Annotated in this window: 13 protein-coding genes; 4 read left to right on the top strand and 9 right to left on the bottom strand. The window is 47.5% G+C overall.

Features of this window, described 5'->3' with window-relative positions:
- Positions 1-9: 9 nt before the first annotated feature.
- From B5F91_RS01195 to B5F91_RS01180, 4 genes are all read right to left on the bottom strand, one after another.
- A complete protein-coding gene (locus B5F91_RS01195; RefSeq protein WP_239416126.1) occupies positions 10-1,269 on the bottom strand; it encodes a DUF4959 domain-containing protein in 1,260 nt (419 codons plus the stop codon).
- Between the two features lie 65 nt (positions 1,270-1,334).
- Entirely contained in the window at positions 1,335-1,850 is a 516-nt protein-coding gene (locus B5F91_RS01190) for a sigma-70 family RNA polymerase sigma factor (protein WP_087427292.1), read from the bottom strand.
- Positions 1,851-2,255: 405 nt separating this feature from the next.
- Positions 2,256-5,102: a two-component regulator propeller domain-containing protein gene (locus B5F91_RS01185; protein WP_204244649.1), complete on the bottom strand. Its 2,847-nt coding sequence runs from the start codon at positions 5,100-5,102 to the stop codon at positions 2,256-2,258.
- A gap of 57 nt (positions 5,103-5,159) precedes the next feature.
- Complete coding sequence (locus tag B5F91_RS01180) at positions 5,160-7,877, bottom strand: heparinase II/III family protein (RefSeq protein WP_239416168.1); 2,718 nt, start codon at positions 7,875-7,877, stop codon at positions 5,160-5,162.
- 243 nt (positions 7,878-8,120) lie between these two features.
- Here B5F91_RS01180 and B5F91_RS01175 point away from each other — a divergent pair, with 243 nt between their 5' ends.
- The gene (locus B5F91_RS01175; RefSeq protein ID WP_087427291.1) at positions 8,121-9,359 is read left to right on the top strand and encodes a DUF4861 domain-containing protein; all 1,239 of its coding nucleotides are present in this window, start codon (positions 8,121-8,123) and stop codon (positions 9,357-9,359) included.
- 4 nt (positions 9,360-9,363) lie between these two features.
- On the opposite strand, the gene folB is transcribed toward B5F91_RS01175, so the two are convergent.
- The 5 genes from folB to corA form a co-directional block, all read right to left on the bottom strand.
- Positions 9,364-9,732 carry a dihydroneopterin aldolase gene (gene folB / locus B5F91_RS01170; protein ID WP_087427290.1) on the bottom strand — a complete coding sequence of 123 codons (369 nt, stop codon included), beginning with the start codon at positions 9,730-9,732 and terminating at the stop codon, positions 9,364-9,366.
- A gap of 116 nt (positions 9,733-9,848) precedes the next feature.
- Entirely contained in the window at positions 9,849-12,395 is a 2,547-nt protein-coding gene (locus B5F91_RS01165) for an adenosylcobalamin-dependent ribonucleoside-diphosphate reductase (protein WP_087427289.1), read from the bottom strand.
- A 199-nt stretch (positions 12,396-12,594) separates the two neighbouring features.
- Complete coding sequence (locus tag B5F91_RS01160; RefSeq protein ID WP_087427288.1) at positions 12,595-13,053, bottom strand: hypothetical protein; 459 nt, start codon at positions 13,051-13,053, stop codon at positions 12,595-12,597.
- A gap of 738 nt (positions 13,054-13,791) precedes the next feature.
- Positions 13,792-14,454: an endonuclease III gene (nth, locus tag B5F91_RS01155; protein WP_087427287.1), complete on the bottom strand. Its 663-nt coding sequence runs from the start codon at positions 14,452-14,454 to the stop codon at positions 13,792-13,794.
- A 30-nt stretch (positions 14,455-14,484) separates the two neighbouring features.
- A complete protein-coding gene (corA, locus tag B5F91_RS01150) occupies positions 14,485-15,528 on the bottom strand; it encodes a magnesium/cobalt transporter CorA (protein ID WP_087427286.1) in 1,044 nt (347 codons plus the stop codon).
- 122 nt (positions 15,529-15,650) lie between these two features.
- On the opposite strand from corA, the gene B5F91_RS01145 reads away from it, so the two are divergent.
- The 3 genes from B5F91_RS01145 (at position 15,651) to queF (ending at position 17,826) form a co-directional block, all read left to right on the top strand.
- Positions 15,651-16,337 (top strand): queuosine precursor transporter, encoded by a 687-nt coding sequence (locus B5F91_RS01145; protein WP_087427285.1) that lies wholly within the window; start codon positions 15,651-15,653, stop codon positions 16,335-16,337.
- A 116-nt stretch (positions 16,338-16,453) separates the two neighbouring features.
- Positions 16,454-17,119 carry a 7-cyano-7-deazaguanine synthase QueC gene (queC, locus tag B5F91_RS01140; protein ID WP_087427284.1) on the top strand — a complete coding sequence of 222 codons (666 nt, stop codon included), beginning with the start codon at positions 16,454-16,456 and terminating at the stop codon, positions 17,117-17,119.
- A 251-nt stretch (positions 17,120-17,370) separates the two neighbouring features.
- Positions 17,371-17,826 carry a preQ(1) synthase gene (gene queF, locus B5F91_RS01135; protein ID WP_087427283.1) on the top strand — a complete coding sequence of 152 codons (456 nt, stop codon included), beginning with the start codon at positions 17,371-17,373 and terminating at the stop codon, positions 17,824-17,826.
- Positions 17,827-17,987 lie beyond the last annotated feature (161 nt).

Genomic DNA, 17,987 nt, shown 5'->3' with positions numbered 1-17,987 from the left:
TAGACTTTTTTATTCTACTGTATATACGTTGATTTCAGCCAGCATGGCTTGATCGCCCGTTCCTTTATATTGCTCACCGAAATATACCTTGATGTAACGTACACTCGGAGTTCCGGTCATACGGTAAGCCTGCGGGGTTTCGCTATTGGCATCGAAAGCATAAGCACCACGGTCATCCCATGCCCAAGTATCAGGAGCAGTCGGATTGGTTGCGTTTTCTTCTGAACAAAGATAGAACTGTTGTCCGGTCTGGCATTTTGCCCCGTCCTTGCCTTGACGGCGGAGTAATTCGATGCTGCTGACTTTTACATTTTTACCCATATCCAAAATGAACCAATGCGGATATTTGGTGCCCTGACTCTTCCATGTCGCGTGCCAGAATGTATTCACATCACCGTCTATCATGGCGATTACACGTCCTGCGGGCGACTTGCCTCCGCCTTCACCTTTCGTTTCCTGCGAACTATAGCCGATTGTTTCCGAGTCGGAATTATCATCGTAACCGGGAAATGCCCATGCCGTCCTGTCTACCTTCACTACCGGAATAGGGGTCACCGTCATTTCACGCGCTTCAGACATATTGCCCGCAACGTCTTTCCCTCTTACGCTGATAGTGCATGCTTCTCCCGCAATAAATTCATTGCCATACGAAAGCTGTACCCATTGGCTTCCGGTTGAATTAGCTGCCACTTCGAAGCTTTTGCTTCCAGCCTTCGAAGCGTCACCCGCCGCCTGATAGTCTATCTGGATAAATGCAGAAACGCTGAACTCGTTGCTGTAATTCACTAAGATTCCGCCTTCATCGGGTTCTACCGTCACGCTTTCCGCTACAGCGGTAAAGGCAGGCGCGCCCGGTGAGGCTTCCAGTTCGACCGCACCTACGTTATTCCCTTTTACGGCACATGCGTAGAGCGAAAACTTAACAGGGTCGGTAGAAACGAATCCACTAACAGTAGCGTTACACCGTCCGTTGGCATCCGCCCGCTCTTTCGAAATAATCTGATACTGCATCTCACCTTTTGCATCCAGATATTCAATCTTAGTGTACATAAAACTGGAACTTTGAGGAATATTCCATGTCAAATACACTTCGCCCGGTCCGGCTGAAGTCTGTACATTCGTCACTTGGGCTGGAGCTGAATTGTCAATCTCGACCCGTTCGTCTGCTTCATCTAAACAGGAAGTTGCCCCAATAGACAAAGCTCCTAAAACAACCATGGCAAAACATCCTTTCACCAAAGCCGATTTCCATGAACTTTTTCTCATCATATTACACATATTCATATAATTAAATTTAAAGTATAGTGTTGTCACATCTATCTAATTGCCAGTTATCAGATACACTGACGGATAAACTCTCGCACTTCCTTCCGGCTGATGAACAAATGGTTCTCTACCGTACGGCGGGAAAGGTTCAATTCTTCTGCAATGTCTTCTGATGACTTACCCTGAAAACGGTTCATCTCATAAACCTTACGTCTCTGTTCCGGAAGCGCGGACACCCTTCGGATTTCCATCCGGCGAAGGTCGTCCGCCACAATCCGGCTCTCAGGCTCTACGGTCGATACCGGGAGCATATCATATAAATACCTATCGATTTCCTGCCTTTTATAATAACGACGCAGGTAGTCGTTCAACAGATTCCGCACTATCGTAAAAAGGAAATACTTTAAGGTGTCGCGGCGGATCATCATTCGATACTCTAACAATCGTAAAAAAGCGTCTTGAACCAGGTCTTCCGCATCACCTTCATCATTGATGCGTCGGTAGATATAGAAGAATATAGAGGAGCGGTGCTCTTCATAATATTCTGCTATTAGCCTGTCAGATTTTTCAGTACGGTTTTCCATGCCATTAGTGTTTTGGTTTAATGATTACACCGCAAAAGTAAGGCAGAGATAAGAAAAGCAAAAATTTTTTAAGGGTCAAGCTATCTCAACGGATAGGGTTAGACAAGATAAATCGTAACGTTCCTATTACCAACGAATTACAAAGCCGTTACATCGAGTCTCAAATAATTGGATGATACGCTAAGGGCAGCTTTATCCGCATCTTTACTAAACAAAGACGATTCCTACCGCATACAGATGACATAGAAATACCGTTCATCTACCCAATAAATATAATAGTATTTGCAAATGCAATATAACTGCTACGCCGGTACGATTAGTAATCGTTCAGCTGTACGATTAGTAATCGTCACGCGATACGATTACTAATCGTATTTTACATGCAGTTATCTTCGGAAAAAATGCTTATCGGCTGAGCTGCTTGATGTATTCATTTGGAGTAATGCCCGCCACCTTCTTAAAGGAACGGAAGAAAGAGGCACGCGAACTGAAGCCGCACACTTCCGCCAATGCCTCTAAGGTATATTTGGCATATTGTTCATCAACGACCAGCCGTTTGAACTCTTCCACCCGGTATTCGTTGATGTAATCGTAATAGCTCTTTTTCAAGTATTGGTTAAAGAAATAAGAAAGCGCATGCGAAGTCACTCCCGTCAACGTTGCCAAGTCGGCTATCTTCAAGTCGGGATTGCGGTAAGGTTTTGCTTTCCGCATGGCGTCTTCCAACATTTTTTGTATCCGGCGGCACTCTTCCGTACTGACCTTAGAGGCTTTATACTTTTCTTTTTCCTCTTTCGTTTCTTCCTCCTCGTCGGCTAATAAAGGCATCTCAGCCCCCAACGAACCGTCCATGATACTTTGAAGCACTTCCCGATTATCCGCATCCGGCACGACATGTTCCAGCACCGGCTGGACGGCTATAGGCAAAGAACGCAATTTCCTTTTCCGCCATAGATGAAAACTGGTTCCGCCTCCCACTATCAATATGCCCAAACACACTACCGTATAGAGCCACGCTCCTATCGGCGAACCAATCTGAAGCGCAAGCACGGTTTCGGTATCGGGCAAACCGATGCTCCGCACCCGGAACGTATAATCACCCGAAGGCAAATTGTAGAAAGAAACAAACGACTTGCCAATCAACGGATTCCAGTCGTCTTCCGCCCCTTCTAATTTGTATTCATAAAACATATTGGAAGGGTCGGTATAATTCAATGCCGAAAATTGGATGGTTAAACTCGTTTGCGCCTCATCCAAACGCACTTCATCCGGTCGTCCCGTATTCCATACTTCCGAAGCGACCGGTTTCCCATTTACCCATACATCTGATATCGCCAACTTGTAAGGCGGCTTCTGCAACGCCTTGATTTGACGGATATCCAAGTAAACCAAGCCTTTTGAATTACCGAACCAAAGCACCCCTTGCTCATCTTTTACAGGGAAACAATTGATGAAGATAGGGCTGAGAATACCGTCCGTCAGGTTATAAGGCATCACGACATCCTTTTTGTCATACCGGTAAATACCGTTGTTCGTAGTGAGCCACAACCACCCTTCGTTATCTTCTATGATAGACATCAACGCCTTGTCCTGAAGCAACGCATGGCTATAGCGGTTAAACCGGCTCATGGAAAGGTCGGATACGAACAACGTTCCCTTTTCGGGCAAAAAATACAAATTATGCCGGGAATCTTCGTACACCACCCTTACTTTTTCTTTATGAATAAACCCTTCGGGGAAGACGTCCGACTTAATGCTTTCGGAAGAAGCGTCCCAAATGCAAAGACCTTTTTCCGTACATATCCAGCCTTTGCGGGAAGAGTCGAAGAAGATTTCGTAGATGTTGCCTTCGGGCAGTTTCGAGTTGGCACTGGTGTAATGAGCCTCCTGTTTCCCGCCACGGTACCGGAAAAGCCCTGCCGACGTGCCTATCCACAAGTTTCCCTCTGCATCGGCACGAATGCAAAAGATATGTCCTGAAAGAAACGGATTGCGGGTATTCGGGTCAAAATCACTCAACTCCAGCGTTTCCGGATTGAAGGCATACATACCTCCCCCATAGGTCCCGATGTAATATTTCCCCTCGAAATAACAACTAGAAATAATCATATTGGCACGAAGGCGGTGAAAACTTTGGAATATCTTCTTGCCTTGATTGATAAAATACAATCCGTCACGCGAGCCAATCAACTTCTCCTCACCGTGGAAAGCAATGGTACGGACGGGCATATCTTGCGTATCAAATACCGGAGGGTATTTATAAGTAGTAAATAACCCGCTTTTGTATAAGGTATAGTCTACCCCCAACTGATAAAAACCAATCCACATCAGCCCGTCACGGTCTACCAGCAACGAATAAACCGAATTGGAACGGATGCTCGACCCGTTTCCGGTCTCGTGACGGAAAGACTTTATCACTTTGCCTTGACTTACCGAAACGATATGCACACCGTTGCCATCGGTGCCCACATAGAGCAGGTCTTTACCGTCGGTGGAAAGCGAAGAAATGACCGAACAACCCACATCTACATAGTTACGGAACTCAGCCGTCCGCATATCGAACGCCACAATGCCTTCGTTCATCGTTCCCGCATACAAAGTATCGCCCACACTCGTCACCGAATAAAGCGGACTGCGGTAAGGATAGGTTTCCACCTTTTTATTTGCAAGCTCCACTCTAACCACACCCTTGGAAGTAGTCATCCACAAGCGTCCATTGGCGTCTTGATTTAATCCCCGCACTTCATTCCATTGCGAAAACACATTCTTATCGGGCAAAAGATGCTCCAACTTACCCGCCTGATAGATGAACAGGCCTTTCCGTGTACCGATGTACAACGTCTCTTTCCCGTCCGAGAGCAAGCAATATACCGGCGTATCTATCTGAGTCGGGTCTATTGCCACTAACTGGTCGGAAGCCTTATCCAAGCGCAACAAGCCTACATCGGCACCAACCCATAGTTCGTTTCCTTGCGTTTCGGCAATGGCATACACCCGCTTCAGGTTTTCACTCTTTCCCTTTATCAGGTAATGCTTCAGCCGGACACCGTCGAACCGTTCGAGCGAAACATTCGTCCCGAACCACACAAAGCCTTGCCGGTCTTTGTAGCAAGCGTTCACCACCAAATCGGACAACCCGTCGGAAACCGACAAGCTACGGAAATTATGCAAAGAAGGCATACCCGCCGCTTGCAAGACCGCCAGCAACAGGATGCCCACCATTACGATTATTGTCTTTATTTGTTCTCTCATTTGTCTTATTCAGATACACCGAAAAATTTAAGGCGAACAAAAATAGTAATATCTTTTTTACCTTGAAAACATTAGAGGCGTTTTTATTTGTGCAATACTCAAATGGGAAACATTCCCGTCTACCGATACCACACACGGACAAGAAGCGGTGTAATGCCAGCCGTCCGCATCCTTAACCAACAAAACATCGGCGGGTTCTTCCGACTGAATGCGGATGTTTCCCGTTTCCAGCAAAGTGCCTCCACCCATGAATGCCATTATTACCTCGCCCGCTTTCTCCCGGCTTAGCGCATACGTGGCTTTGGCAGATAAACCTTCCGCTGAACATTGCGCGTCCGATTGGTCGGACGAAAGGATAAGGTCGATAGCCCCATCCGTTTGTTCCACTCGGATGCCTGCATGGCTTCCTTCCTTATCGGCGGAAACCTGCGGGAAGGATACGGACCTGATGCGGGAAGGAGCACTTTTTGCCGTATGAGGCTCGAAAACCGACACGAACGGACGGTTCCATGCCTCTCCGCTCTGACGGGCTATGAAAGTCAGCGTAGGCTGGTCGGCTATCACGTAAGGCATCTGCTTGATGCGGCTCAAGCCTTCGGTCATCGGACTAAGGGCAGAAAACACCTTACGGTCCGGCTCTCCCTTCATCCACATCGACATCGTGATATGGTCGCTATCAGGCATTTGGATCGTGAAATCCGCCTTGATGTCCTTGGCGGTTTCCGCACCGCGCTGGTTATAGATATAGGAGTAGGCATACAAATGCGCTCCGGCAAACGCCAGTTCCTGCGTAGGTTGCAAATCGAGCTTACTTCCGTCCGAAACGTCCAATGCCATCGTCTGACCCAAATTGTGATAGAAATAATCGTGCATCTTGTCGCCTCCTTCTATCTTCCGGCTACGGAACACATCGATGTAATAGCCCGTAGAATCACCGGTATTGACGATACTTACCAAACGAGTTTGGTCGGCATAGGTCTCGGGCTCGCGGAAATAGACATTGCTATAACTCACCGGCTGGTAATCCACCTTTGCCCCTGAAGCGGGATAAAGGTTCAGCAAGCGGAAAGCATGGTTGCTCTTCATCACGGGATACGACGAGATGCCGTCCACGCATACCGTGTTGTGTGAAGGGAACTGGCTATAATACTCCAAGTAATCCAATCCTTGATAAAGCGTCTTCCCGATTCCGGCATCGGGACCCAATACATAGCCTTTGCCATACAATTCCAGGCTGATGCCGTTGGCGTGGGCATGATTGCCCTCACTCCCGTTCACCGATGCCATCAGGCTATGTTCCGGATGCATCCCGTTGCGTTGCACCAGCCAGCTGACATTGGGCGCATAAAACGTAGGAGTCACATAATCATCTATCTTCCCTGCTTTCACAGACTTGTCTAACTCTAAAGGCTTGTCGGCAAAAAAGGAAGTAACGGCTACGGGCATCTTCTGCGTGCCTTCCCGCATTTGCCCTGCCAACGGGTCAAACAAGCGGAGCATTGCCGTGAATTTCTCCTCCTCGGCTTTCTTGCCATACAATTGTGCATTATAAATCAGATATCGGAACACATCAGTGCGCAACGCTCCGGGATGCGTGTCGCCCCATCCGCAAAGCATCCGGTTGGGGAACAGGTATTGAGGCAAGGCTTCCACGGCTTTCGGGATAACCGGTATCTGCTTGGTCAAATCCATCTTCAAATTACGGTCGAACAGATTGGCGAACGATACATAATCGCCCACTACGTTCATGCTATATCCCGGACATTCCGCCCAAATCCCCGTATCGGAATCGAAGCCGTAATCCGCCAATTGCTTCAATGACCACTGGCGGAGGGAAGATTGGTTCACCACATAGTCGATGTAATACTCCCTCCCCTTCCGGTCGGGATAAGCGGCATCGTCTTCCAATATCATTGCTACGTTCATGATGAAACGTGCCTGAATCAAGTTCCAATTATTATGAGGCACACCGTTGGCGATAATGTTCTCTATCCATTTCTTGAATGCCGCGGCATAAACCGGCATCTTTTCGGGACGGGATTGCTTCACGTAATCATAAAGGAAATCATACAAGGGGACTAATTCATTCAAGATGTCTTCGTGAATGACCTCGAACGAAGTCATGCCGACCAATGTCTGCTGGTGCCCGTTGTTCAAGTCCACCGGCACGTTCCGGTAATAAATCCCCGTCATATACGTATCGAACACCGATGCCGCCATGCGGGCGTATTTCTCCTCGCCGGTCAGCCACCACAAGAAAGCGGCATCGCGTGCATAGCCCATTATCTCCCGGTTGATGCTCTCTATCATCCGCCCTGTCTTACCGATGCTCACCCATTCGTAGGGATTGCCTTCCAAAGCCGAATTTGCCAGATACATCCCCTTCGGGTCTTCCTGATAGGGCTGCAATTCCTCTAACTTCGGGCGGCGGTAATTAGTGGCATGGCTCCGTGCGCCGGTAAACACCACCGTAGGAGCCGGAGCGGCTTCACCTCCCGCGTGGTCGTACACCTCTCCTTTTATATATACCTCCGTAGCACGGGTGTTCCAATACATCTGCAAGCGCGAGGACAGCCAGTCTTCGCCCCGGTCGGCATAGCGGTCGGTACGTTGTTTCAATTTATCGAACACATCTTGTGCCCACGCTTCTTCCTTTATCAATCTTAATGTCTCTTGCTTGCCATCGGCATTCGTCAAGTATCGGGGATGCCCTTGCGGCAAGCCTTCTGTCTGTCCCATTGCGGATAAGCAAATGCCCGTCCACAAAAGAATCATATACCAAAATCTCATTTTCATAACAACATTCGTTTTTATTTTTACACTAAGATACGGATAAGAGACGGCATTTACTCAATAGAAAGATGTTTTTTTATCCTGCGAAGCAAGAAATAAATGCACATTGAAGAAAACGATTCAGAACAACTATTTTTTCGGGTCAAATCGGTTGCACAATCCTTCCAAAAGACTATCTTTGCCTTATCATAAGAATTTATCTAACCCGAAATAAAAACAAAACGTATGAAAAAAACAATCTTTGCCGCAACAACATGCGCCGCCATTTGCTTATGCGGATGCGGAAATCCCGAATCGGTAACAATAACCGTAACCAACCTTCTTGACTTTAACCGTGCAGGTGAAATGGTAGAAATACCTATTACCCAAATCTACCAGCGGCTCCATCTGCCCGATACAGCCCAGCTTGTCATTTACAATGAACAGGCACAAGAAATCCCCTATCAATTGACTTACGATGACCAACTTATTTTCCCGGCTTCGGTAAGCGCAAATGCATCCTGCAATTATACGATACAGCAAGGAACACCTTCGCAAGTGACTACAACCGTATTTGGACGCCAATATCCGGAAAGACTGGACGACATCGCTTGGGAAAACGACCGGGCGGCTTACCGCGCTTATGGTCCTGCTCTGCAAAAGACCGGAGAAAAAGCATACGGGTATGATGTTTTCACCAAAAGCACCGAAAACTTAGTCGTAGAAGACCGCTATGCATTGGAACTGGATTCTGCGTCTTGGGCACAAATCCACGCTCTGCAGAAAGCAGGCAAGAAAAAAGAAGCAAACGAACTGATAAACAAGATTTCCTATCACGTAGATCACGGCAACGGTATGGATTGCTATGCCGTAGGACCTACATTGGGAGGAGGAACATCTGCCCTGATGCCGGATTCCAGCATCGTTTATCCGTATTGCTACAAAGAATATGAAATACTGGATAACGGCCCTTTGCGTTTCACCATGAAACTTACCTTTAACCCGTTAATCATCAAAAACGATTCGAATGTCATCGAAACCCGCATCATCCAGTTGGATAAAGGCTCGCAACTGAACAAGACAATCGTAACTTACGCCAACTTATCCCAACCCACTCCCGTAACGGGCGGACTGGTCATCCATGCGGCTAACCCGGAAGGCTATTCCCATAGCGCAGAAGAAGGCTACACGGCGTATGCAGACCCTACCACCGATGCCAAAGCGGATAACGGCATTGTTTACGTAGGAGCCGTATTCCCCGACTCAGACCTCGAAACCAAAGTGCAGCTTTTCGATAAGCCCATAGGAGACGCTTTAGGACACGTATTGGGAGTCTGTACGTATCAACCCAATGACACCTTTGTTTATTATTGGGGGTCGGGCTGGAGCAAATACGGCTTCCCCAGTGATAAAGACTGGACCGATTACCTGAAATCATTCAGCCAACAAGTGCGCAATCCGTTAGAAGTCAGCATTGCAGAATAAGAGATTACCGCCGATACACCGCCTCAACCCCGACTCTTCGGGCATCGGCGCCCATCGGCGGATTCTGCTTATAGACACCGACTTGCACTTCGGTCAAAGCCGGAAAATCGTGAAGGAGCCTTCGGGCGATACGGTAAGCGACATGTTCCAATAGCTTGGAAGGAATCTCCATTTCTGCCTTTACGCGCTCGAACACTTCCGCGTAATTGAGCGTGCCTTCCAATTCGTCCGTCTCCGCGGCACAAGAGAAATCAGCAGCAAGGCGCAAATCTACGGTAAATTCCGCGCCGACCTTCGTTTCTTGAGGCAAAACGCCGTGGCGGGCATAAAATCTTAATCCGTCCAAGCGGACATACATCTGAGTAGGTTTCATTTTCTGGGTGTTTTCATTTATCGAACGAAGAGACGCAAAAGCCAATTGTGTGAAATGCAAACATTCATATTAAATTATTCCTCTGCGCTTTTGCGTCTCTGCGTTTTTATTATCTCTTATCCGCAACGCGAAGAGCCGCACGTCTTGCATATCAGGCAACCTTCCTGATAAACCAACGTCTCATTGCCGCAATTCGGACATTTCACGCCTTTGGCTTCGGTACCGTCCAATACATATTTCTTCAACGCGCGCGACACACCATTCTTCCACGTATTGATATTCTCACTATCCAGCTGGAGCGAATTGACCAACTTGATTACCTGCTCAATCGGCATCCGGTAACGCAACACGCCCGATATCAGCTTCGCATAATTCCAATATTCTTTATTGAAACGCTCGGACAAGCCTTCTACCGTCATCTTATAGCCACGTTTGTTCTCAAACTGGAAATCGTAACGCTTCACACCGTTCTCGTCATAGTTCTTGATGATGCGCCCACGAGTGACCGACTTCGGAAGCACGATGCCTTCATCGTCATCCTGCAAACCGGTAAAGATTTCATACGGATACCCATCAAGCAAACCGACAAATGCCACCCACTTGTCTTTGTTGTTCTGGAAACGCACCACGTCGGCTTCCAACACGCGGGGACGTACTTCGGTTACTTGAGGCGGCTTGCAATGGCATTCCTCTTCTTCTTTCTTATCGTCTTTCTTCTTGGCGGAGAGCAGCACGCCGGCACGCGAACCGTCGCGGTACACCGTACATCCCTTGCAGCCCGAACGCCATGCCTCTACATACAGGCGGTTCACCAAATCCTCATCCACGTTGTTCGGCAGGTTAATGGTCACGCTAATCGAATGGTCTACCCACTTCTGGATGCGTCCTTGCATCTTCACCTTCATCAGCCAGTCTACATCGTTCGAAGTTGCTTTATAATAAGGAGATTTCGCCACTAATTCGTCAATCTCTTCTTGCGTATAATGCTTATCGGGGTCGTAACCGTTCATTTTCATCCACGTCAGGAACTTATGGTGGAACACCAAGTATTCTTCGAAAGCGTCGCCCGTCTCGTCCACGAAGTCGATACGCACATTCTCGTCATTCGGGTTCACCTTGCGGCGGCGTTTATAGACCGGCATAAATACCGGCTCGATGCCCGACGTGGTCTGTGTCATCAGGCTGGTCGTACCCGTAGGAGCAATAGTCAGACACGCGATGTTGCGGCGTCCGTATTTCTTCATCTCCTCGTAAAGTTCCGGGTCGGCTTCACGGATGCGGCTCACGAACGGATTGTTCTTTTCGCGTTCCGTATCATATATCTCGAATGCGCCGCGTTCTTTCGCCATATTGACCGAAGAACGGTAGGCTTCCAACGCAATGGTTTTCTGTACCTGTTCAGCAAACTCGGTGGCTTCTTCTGTCCCGTAACGCAATCCCATGGCAGCTAACATGTCACCCTCGGCGGTGATGCCCACACCGGTGCGGCGTCCCATGCCCGACTTGCGGTAAATCTTTTCCCACAAGTGGCGTTCCGTCCCTTTCACTTCCTCGCTTTCGGGGTCGGAATCAATCTTCTCCATGATTTTTTCAATCTTCTCCAGTTCGAGGTCGATGATGTCGTCCATAATCCGCTGGGCAAGCCCGACATGCTTCTTGAACAAGTCGAAGTCGAAATACGCTTCGGGCGTAAACGGATTGACCACGTATGAATACAGGTTGATGGCAAGCAAGCGGCACGAATCGTACGGACACAAAGGAATCTCGCCACACGGGTTGGTAGATACGGTGCGGAAACCCAAATCGGCATAACAATCGGGCACCGACTCGTGGATAATCGTATCCCAGAACAGCACGCCCGGCTCTGCCGACTTCCACGCGTTGTGTACAATCTTCTTCCACAAAGCCGAAGCGTCGATTTCCTTCTTCACTTTCGGGTCTGCCGAGTCAATCGGGAACTGCTGCATATACGGACGGTTCTCTACGGCTGCCCGCATAAACTCATCGTCTATCTTCACCGACACATTGGCTCCGGTCACCTTCCCCTCGGTCATCTTGGCGTCGATGAACGCTTCCGAGTCGGGATGTTTGATAGACACCGTCATCATCAACGCCCCGCGGCGTCCGTCTTGAGCCACCTCACGGGTAGAGTTGGAGTAACGCTCCATAAACGGAACCAAACCCGTAGAAGTCAACGCCGAGTTCTTTACCGGCGAACCTTTCGGACGGATGTGGGAAAGGTCGTGCCCTACCCCGCCCCGGCGTTTCATCAGCTGCACCTGCTCTTCGTCGATACGGATAATGGCACCATACGAATCGGCTTCCCCATCCAGCCCGATAACGAAACAATTCGACAAAGAAGCAATCTGATAGTCATTCCCGATGCCCGTCATCGGACTCCCCTGCGGAATGATGTACTTGAAATGGTCGAACAGGCCGAACAACTCCTGTGCGCTCAATCCGTTCGGATACTTGGCTTCGATGCGAGCCACTTCGTTTGCAATGCGCCAGTGCATGTCCTCCGGAGACTTTTCATAGATATGCCCGAAAGAATCTTTCACCGCATACTTGTTCACCCATACGCGGGCAGCAAGCTCGTCTCCTTTAAAATAATCCAACGAGGCATCATACGCTTCGTCGTAACTGTACGTTTGTTTTTCCACGATTAATGAGTATTTTTTGATTAAAATCTTTAGCCGTTCATAAAGCGATACAAAGCTAAAGATGTTTTTTCAATCTACAAAACAAAAAAGAAAGTTTTCCAAAACAAAATCACAACACACTGGTATACAAAACCTTATTAATATCCAAACATTCCGAAAGTTTTCTTTTTTGAAAACCCTGCTTTTAACATAGCTTATATTATGGCACACAGAAGACACAGAGGAAACACAGATTTACACAGATGATTTTATTCGCCGGATTTGCAATCATGAGTGGTTGAAAAGATTTTGTCGGATACGCTTTATCATAAACAGAGCCTTGAAGAGGCTCAATGATACGTAACCGCTGGTAAGCGAGCGAACCTACGGTTACATATTGTTGGACGGTTTTCACCGCCTTTATCAAATCTTCCGACCACTCATGATTGCAAATCCGCAGCTCGTTTACGCTAGATTGCAAGCCAGGGTGACAAGGAACGAGGTTATCTCCCGAAGGGGTGTTAGCCAAACTTACACCCCTCCATCCGATGGGATAATTTGAAATTATATCATCTCCGGAGATGAGGTAGTTTGAAACTACCTTATCTATTGTAACTAACTGGATTACAAAGCAAAACGGAAAAGCGATAAGAGTCAGGAATTGGTCGGATAGTGTCATAGCATTAGTTTTTGGTTTACCTTACAAAAGTACGAAAAAGTTTTGAATTATGCAATACCCTGACGCATCGGTTTGCGCGGCGCAATTATTTTCGAAGGCATACGCAAATATCCGAGTCAGTTCATGTATTTATATGCACTTTTTATAGAAATCTTACGCCTTACAGATTACAGTTTATGAAAAATGCAAAATTGACGGATGAAAAAATATTACATATAATATATTATATATATAAATATATATATAATAATTTTTAGTAAGTTCTCCATTGCCAAATGATGAAAATCGAATTTACTAAACTGTAATCTGTAAGGCGTAAGATTTCCGTGTGTCTTTTCCTAATGAAGCAGACCTGCACTAAAATTTTGTCTTACGCCTTACAGATTACAGTTAGCAAAACAGGAAAACAGAAACAAATACCTTAACAATACATTGATTCTATTTGTAAACAACATATATTCAGCAGGTTAGCATGAAAACATGTAAATATCACCCAATCCGTTAACAGATTTTTACATCCACCCGTTTCAAATCCATTGCCATGCGGAGCGGAATGCGTAAATTTGCGTTATGAAAATTTTCATTTACCAACCATTGTCATGCTGAACGGAGTGAAGCATCTCGAATGCATACACGTGGATGTAAACGAGATCCTTCACTTTGCTCAGGATGACAAACGAGAGAGAACTATTAATTATTAACTATTAACTAAACTAAGACTATGATTGACTATTCTGTTTATTTGACTGGGAACCCGATGGACGAAATGGCACCGGAGAAGGTGCAGATGCCGTTCAACCCGCATTCGGTACATTTGGGATTGCGCGCCGTGCAAACGTAACGACCGTGAAGGATGAGCCAATGGTGGGCTTTCGGTATCAGCTGTTCGGGAATATTCTTCACCAGCTCACGCTCGGTGGCGAGCGGGGTAGTACAGGAAGGGGGCACGAGCCCGATGCGGTGGCTTACGCGGAACACGTGAGTGTCGACCGCCATTGTGGCTTTATGGAACACCACGCTTTGGACTACGTTTGCTGTCTTCCGTCCTACACCGGGGAGCTTCACCAGTTCTTCCAACGTATCGGGCACCTGCCCTCCGTAATCGCGCACTAGCATCTGCGCCGCGCCTACAAGGTGGCGTGCCTTGTTGTTGGGATAGCTCACGCTGCGAATGTATTCGTAAATCACTTCGGGCGTGGCGGAAGCCATCGCTTCGGGCGTGGGATAATCACGGAACAAGGGCGGGGTAATCAGATTGACGCGCTTGTCGGTGCATTGCGCACTGAGGATAACCGCTACGAGCAGTTGGAACGGGTCGTCGTAATGGAGTTCGGTCTCTGCCACGGGCATCGCCTGCTCAAAATAGGCAATTACCTGCTGATATAATTCTTTCTTTCTCATACGCTTTCTTTTATTAAAACATTAACTCATTCAGTACCACTTCTTCCGCCGGATATATATGCATACACCTACCGCCGTCATCAACATCAGCCCCCAGGCGTAGAGGTAACCGTACTCCCACTCCAATTCGGGCATCACACGGAAGTTCATTCCCCAAATCCCTGACAAAAAGGTAAGCGGAATAAAGATGGTGGACACTACGGTGAGTTGCTTCATGATGCCGTTCATCCGGCGGTCGTTCCCCGAAAGAATCATGTCGACCAATGCCTCCAAGAGGTCCCGGCATCCTTCCAAAGTCTGAAGGACGAACTGCAAGTGGTCGTTCACATCGCTGAAGAAAGGATGGTTTGCCTTGTGGAGCAGGCGGCTGTTCCCCGAATGGAAAAGCTTTGTTATCTGTTCTTTTAAGGGAAGGACACATTTCTTTATCAGGCGGTAATTGCGGCGGTATGCGTGAAGGTCGCCTATCGTAGGGTCTTCCATTTCAGGCGAGAGCAGCCTCTCTTCTAAATCCTCCAACCGGTCTTCCATTTCGGAAATGATGGACATGAAGTTGGTCATTACGCTATTCAAGATAACGCTTAACAAGAAATCGGACGAACGGGAGCGGATGTTCAGCACATTGTCTTTTATTGCCGTATAAATTTCATCGAAGAAGTCGGTGTCGTTTTCGGTGAAGGTAAGCAAATAGTTTTCGCCTTGCACCACGCAAAGCTGCTGGGGCTGGTATTCGTTGCTTTCTCCGGAGGGGGAAAGCAACTTCAGGATAACGACATTGTAAGCATCGTGTTCTTCTATCTTAGTGAGGTGAAGCGAATTGAGGATGTCCTGCTCGGTGAGGAAACCGATATTGAAATGCTGGCACACCTTCCGTACCTCCTCTGTATCCTTCAGCCCGTGCACCTGAATCCAGTGCATCGCTCCCGACTTGAAATGGGGCAGTATGTCGTCTATCGTGTCACCGTCGTGGCTTTCCACCGCCGTAGGTGTATAAGTGCACAGATGCAGATGTGTAGGAGTCTTGCTCCCCCCGATGTAATTCAGTTCTTCCGTCAAAAGATTGTTCTTTGCCATAGTTAAGCAATAAAAAAGTGACGTACAAAGATAAAGTTTTCTTGGCGAATCGGCAAATAATACGTAATTTTGCACCCAAAACCCGTGTATTCTAGGACAACCACGTAAAAAACAGGAGCAAAATGAAACAAGAAAACCTCGTATCGGTGCCCTTTATGGTTTTGGGCATCGTGTTTTGTGTCTGCCTCGTAGCAGCAAACCTCTTAGAAACCAAAGTCATTCAGGCAGGTCCCGTAGCGGTCACCGCAGGGCTGATTGTCTTCCCTATCTCTTACATCATCAACGATTGCATCGCCGAAGTGTGGGGCTTCCGCAAGGCGCGCCTTATTATATGGCTGGGCTTCGCGATGAACTTCATGACCGTAGCCATGGGCCAGCTTGCCGTGGCACTCCCCGCCGCTCCGTTTTGGGAAGGCGAAGAAGGGTTCAACTTCGTGTTCGGCATGGCTCCCCGCATCGCCATAGCCAGCCTGTTAGCTTTTTTGGCTGGTTCGTTCATCAATGCTTACGTGATGAGCCGCATGAAGATAGCATCGGGAGGCAAGCATTTTTCGATGCGTGCTATCTTCTCTACCGTGCTGGGCGAAAGTGCCGACTCGCTCATCTTCTTCCCGTTAGCATTCGGCGGGCTGATGCCTGTGAATGAATTAGGCAAGATGATGCTGGTGCAGGTTGTGCTCAAAACGGCATACGAAATCATCGTGTTGCCCGTCACCGTGCGTGTGGTGCGCTACATCAAGCGGATAGACCATACCGACGTATTCGATGAAGGCATCTCCTATAATATTCTCCGGATTAAGGAAATCTGAATTTATATAATTGAACGCAGAGACGCAAAAGCGCAGAGTTCTTATATTTATTTAACTCCTTAAAAAGATATTCTCCGCGATTTTGCGTCTCTGCGTTGAAATAAAAATCAACGAACATGAATCCAAACAAAGCATTAGTCGTATTCAGTGGGGGGCAAGACTCTACCACCTGCCTGTTTTGGGCAAAGAAACATTTCGAGGAAGTGTATGCACTCAGTTTCCTCTACGGGCAAAAACACGTGAAGGAAGTGGAAATCGCACGCGAAATCGCACGAAAGGCGGAAGTGCATTTCGATGTGATGGACGTGCCTCTTATCGGGCAACTGGGCAAAAACTCGCTCACCGACACTTCCATTCCGATGGACGAAACGAAACCCGAAGACACCTTCCCGAACACGTTCGTACCCGGGCGCAACCTGTTCTTCTTGAGCATCGCCGCCGTATATGCCCGCGAACGAGGCATCCGGCATCTCGTGACGGGCGTATCGCAGACCGACTTCAGCGGCTATCCCGATTGCAGGGATTCGTTCATCAAATCGCTCAACGTCACGCTCAACCTCGCCATGGACGAGCAATTCGTTATCCATACCCCCTTGATGTGGATAGACAAAGCGCAGACATGGGCATTGGCGGACGAACTGGGCGTGCTCGACTTAGTGCGCCACGAAACCCTGACATGCTACAACGGAATCCCCGGAGACGGATGCGGACATTGCCCCGCCTGCAAATTGCGCCGCGAAGGATTAGAGAAATACTTGAACCAATTAAAAATGAATAGTTAAAAATTAAAAGTTATCCGTGCGGCATTCTAACTTTTAATTTTCAATTCTCAATTTTAATATGAATATCCGCAAAAAGTCAATGTAGGGGCGTATTGCATACGCCCGAATGCACTAATTATACAAGTGGATGTTTTCGGGGCGTATACAATACGCCCCTACAGGTAATTTAATGAAATACGAACATTCATATTTTTAATTTAAAAATCTGTGTAATCTGTGGTGAAAAAATCACATACATTAGCAAATTGAACATGGAAAGAAAAGACGAACTGACTATCTTGGGCAAGACCACCGCCTACCGGCAGGACTATGCCCCCGAAGTATTAGAAGCATTCACCAACAAGCATCCCGAAAACGATTATTGGGTGCGCTTTAATTGTCCTGAATTCACCAGCCTTTGCCCTATTACGGGCCAGCCTGATTTTGCGGAAATCCGCATCAGCTACCTGCCCGATGTGAAAATGGTGGAAAGCAAAAGCTTAAAGCTGTATCTCTTCAGCTTCCGCAATCACGGGGATTTCCACGAAGATTGCGTAAACATCATCATGAAAGACCTTATCCGCCTAATGGATCCGAAATACATCGAAGTGACGGGTATCTTTACTCCGCGCGGGGGCATTTCCATCTATCCGTATTGCAACTACGGACGTCCGGGAACCAAGTATGAGGAATTGGCGGAGTATCGGATGAGGAATCACGATATTTAGTTAATAGTTAATAATTAAAAGTTAATAACGAAGAATACATCTCCCACTATTCATTACTCTGTGTGGTGATAAATGTACTAAAATCTGTTAAGTCCGATGGTGCAGCTTTTCTAATGGAATGAAAGCCACTAAATTTGCAAGAAAAGCCATATGCTGCTAAG

The sequence above is a fragment of the Bacteroides sp. An322 genome, assembly GCF_002161765.1.
GTDB lineage: Bacteria > Bacteroidota > Bacteroidia > Bacteroidales > Bacteroidaceae > Phocaeicola > Phocaeicola merdavium.
This window is presented reverse-complemented; position numbering and strand designations above follow the sequence as displayed.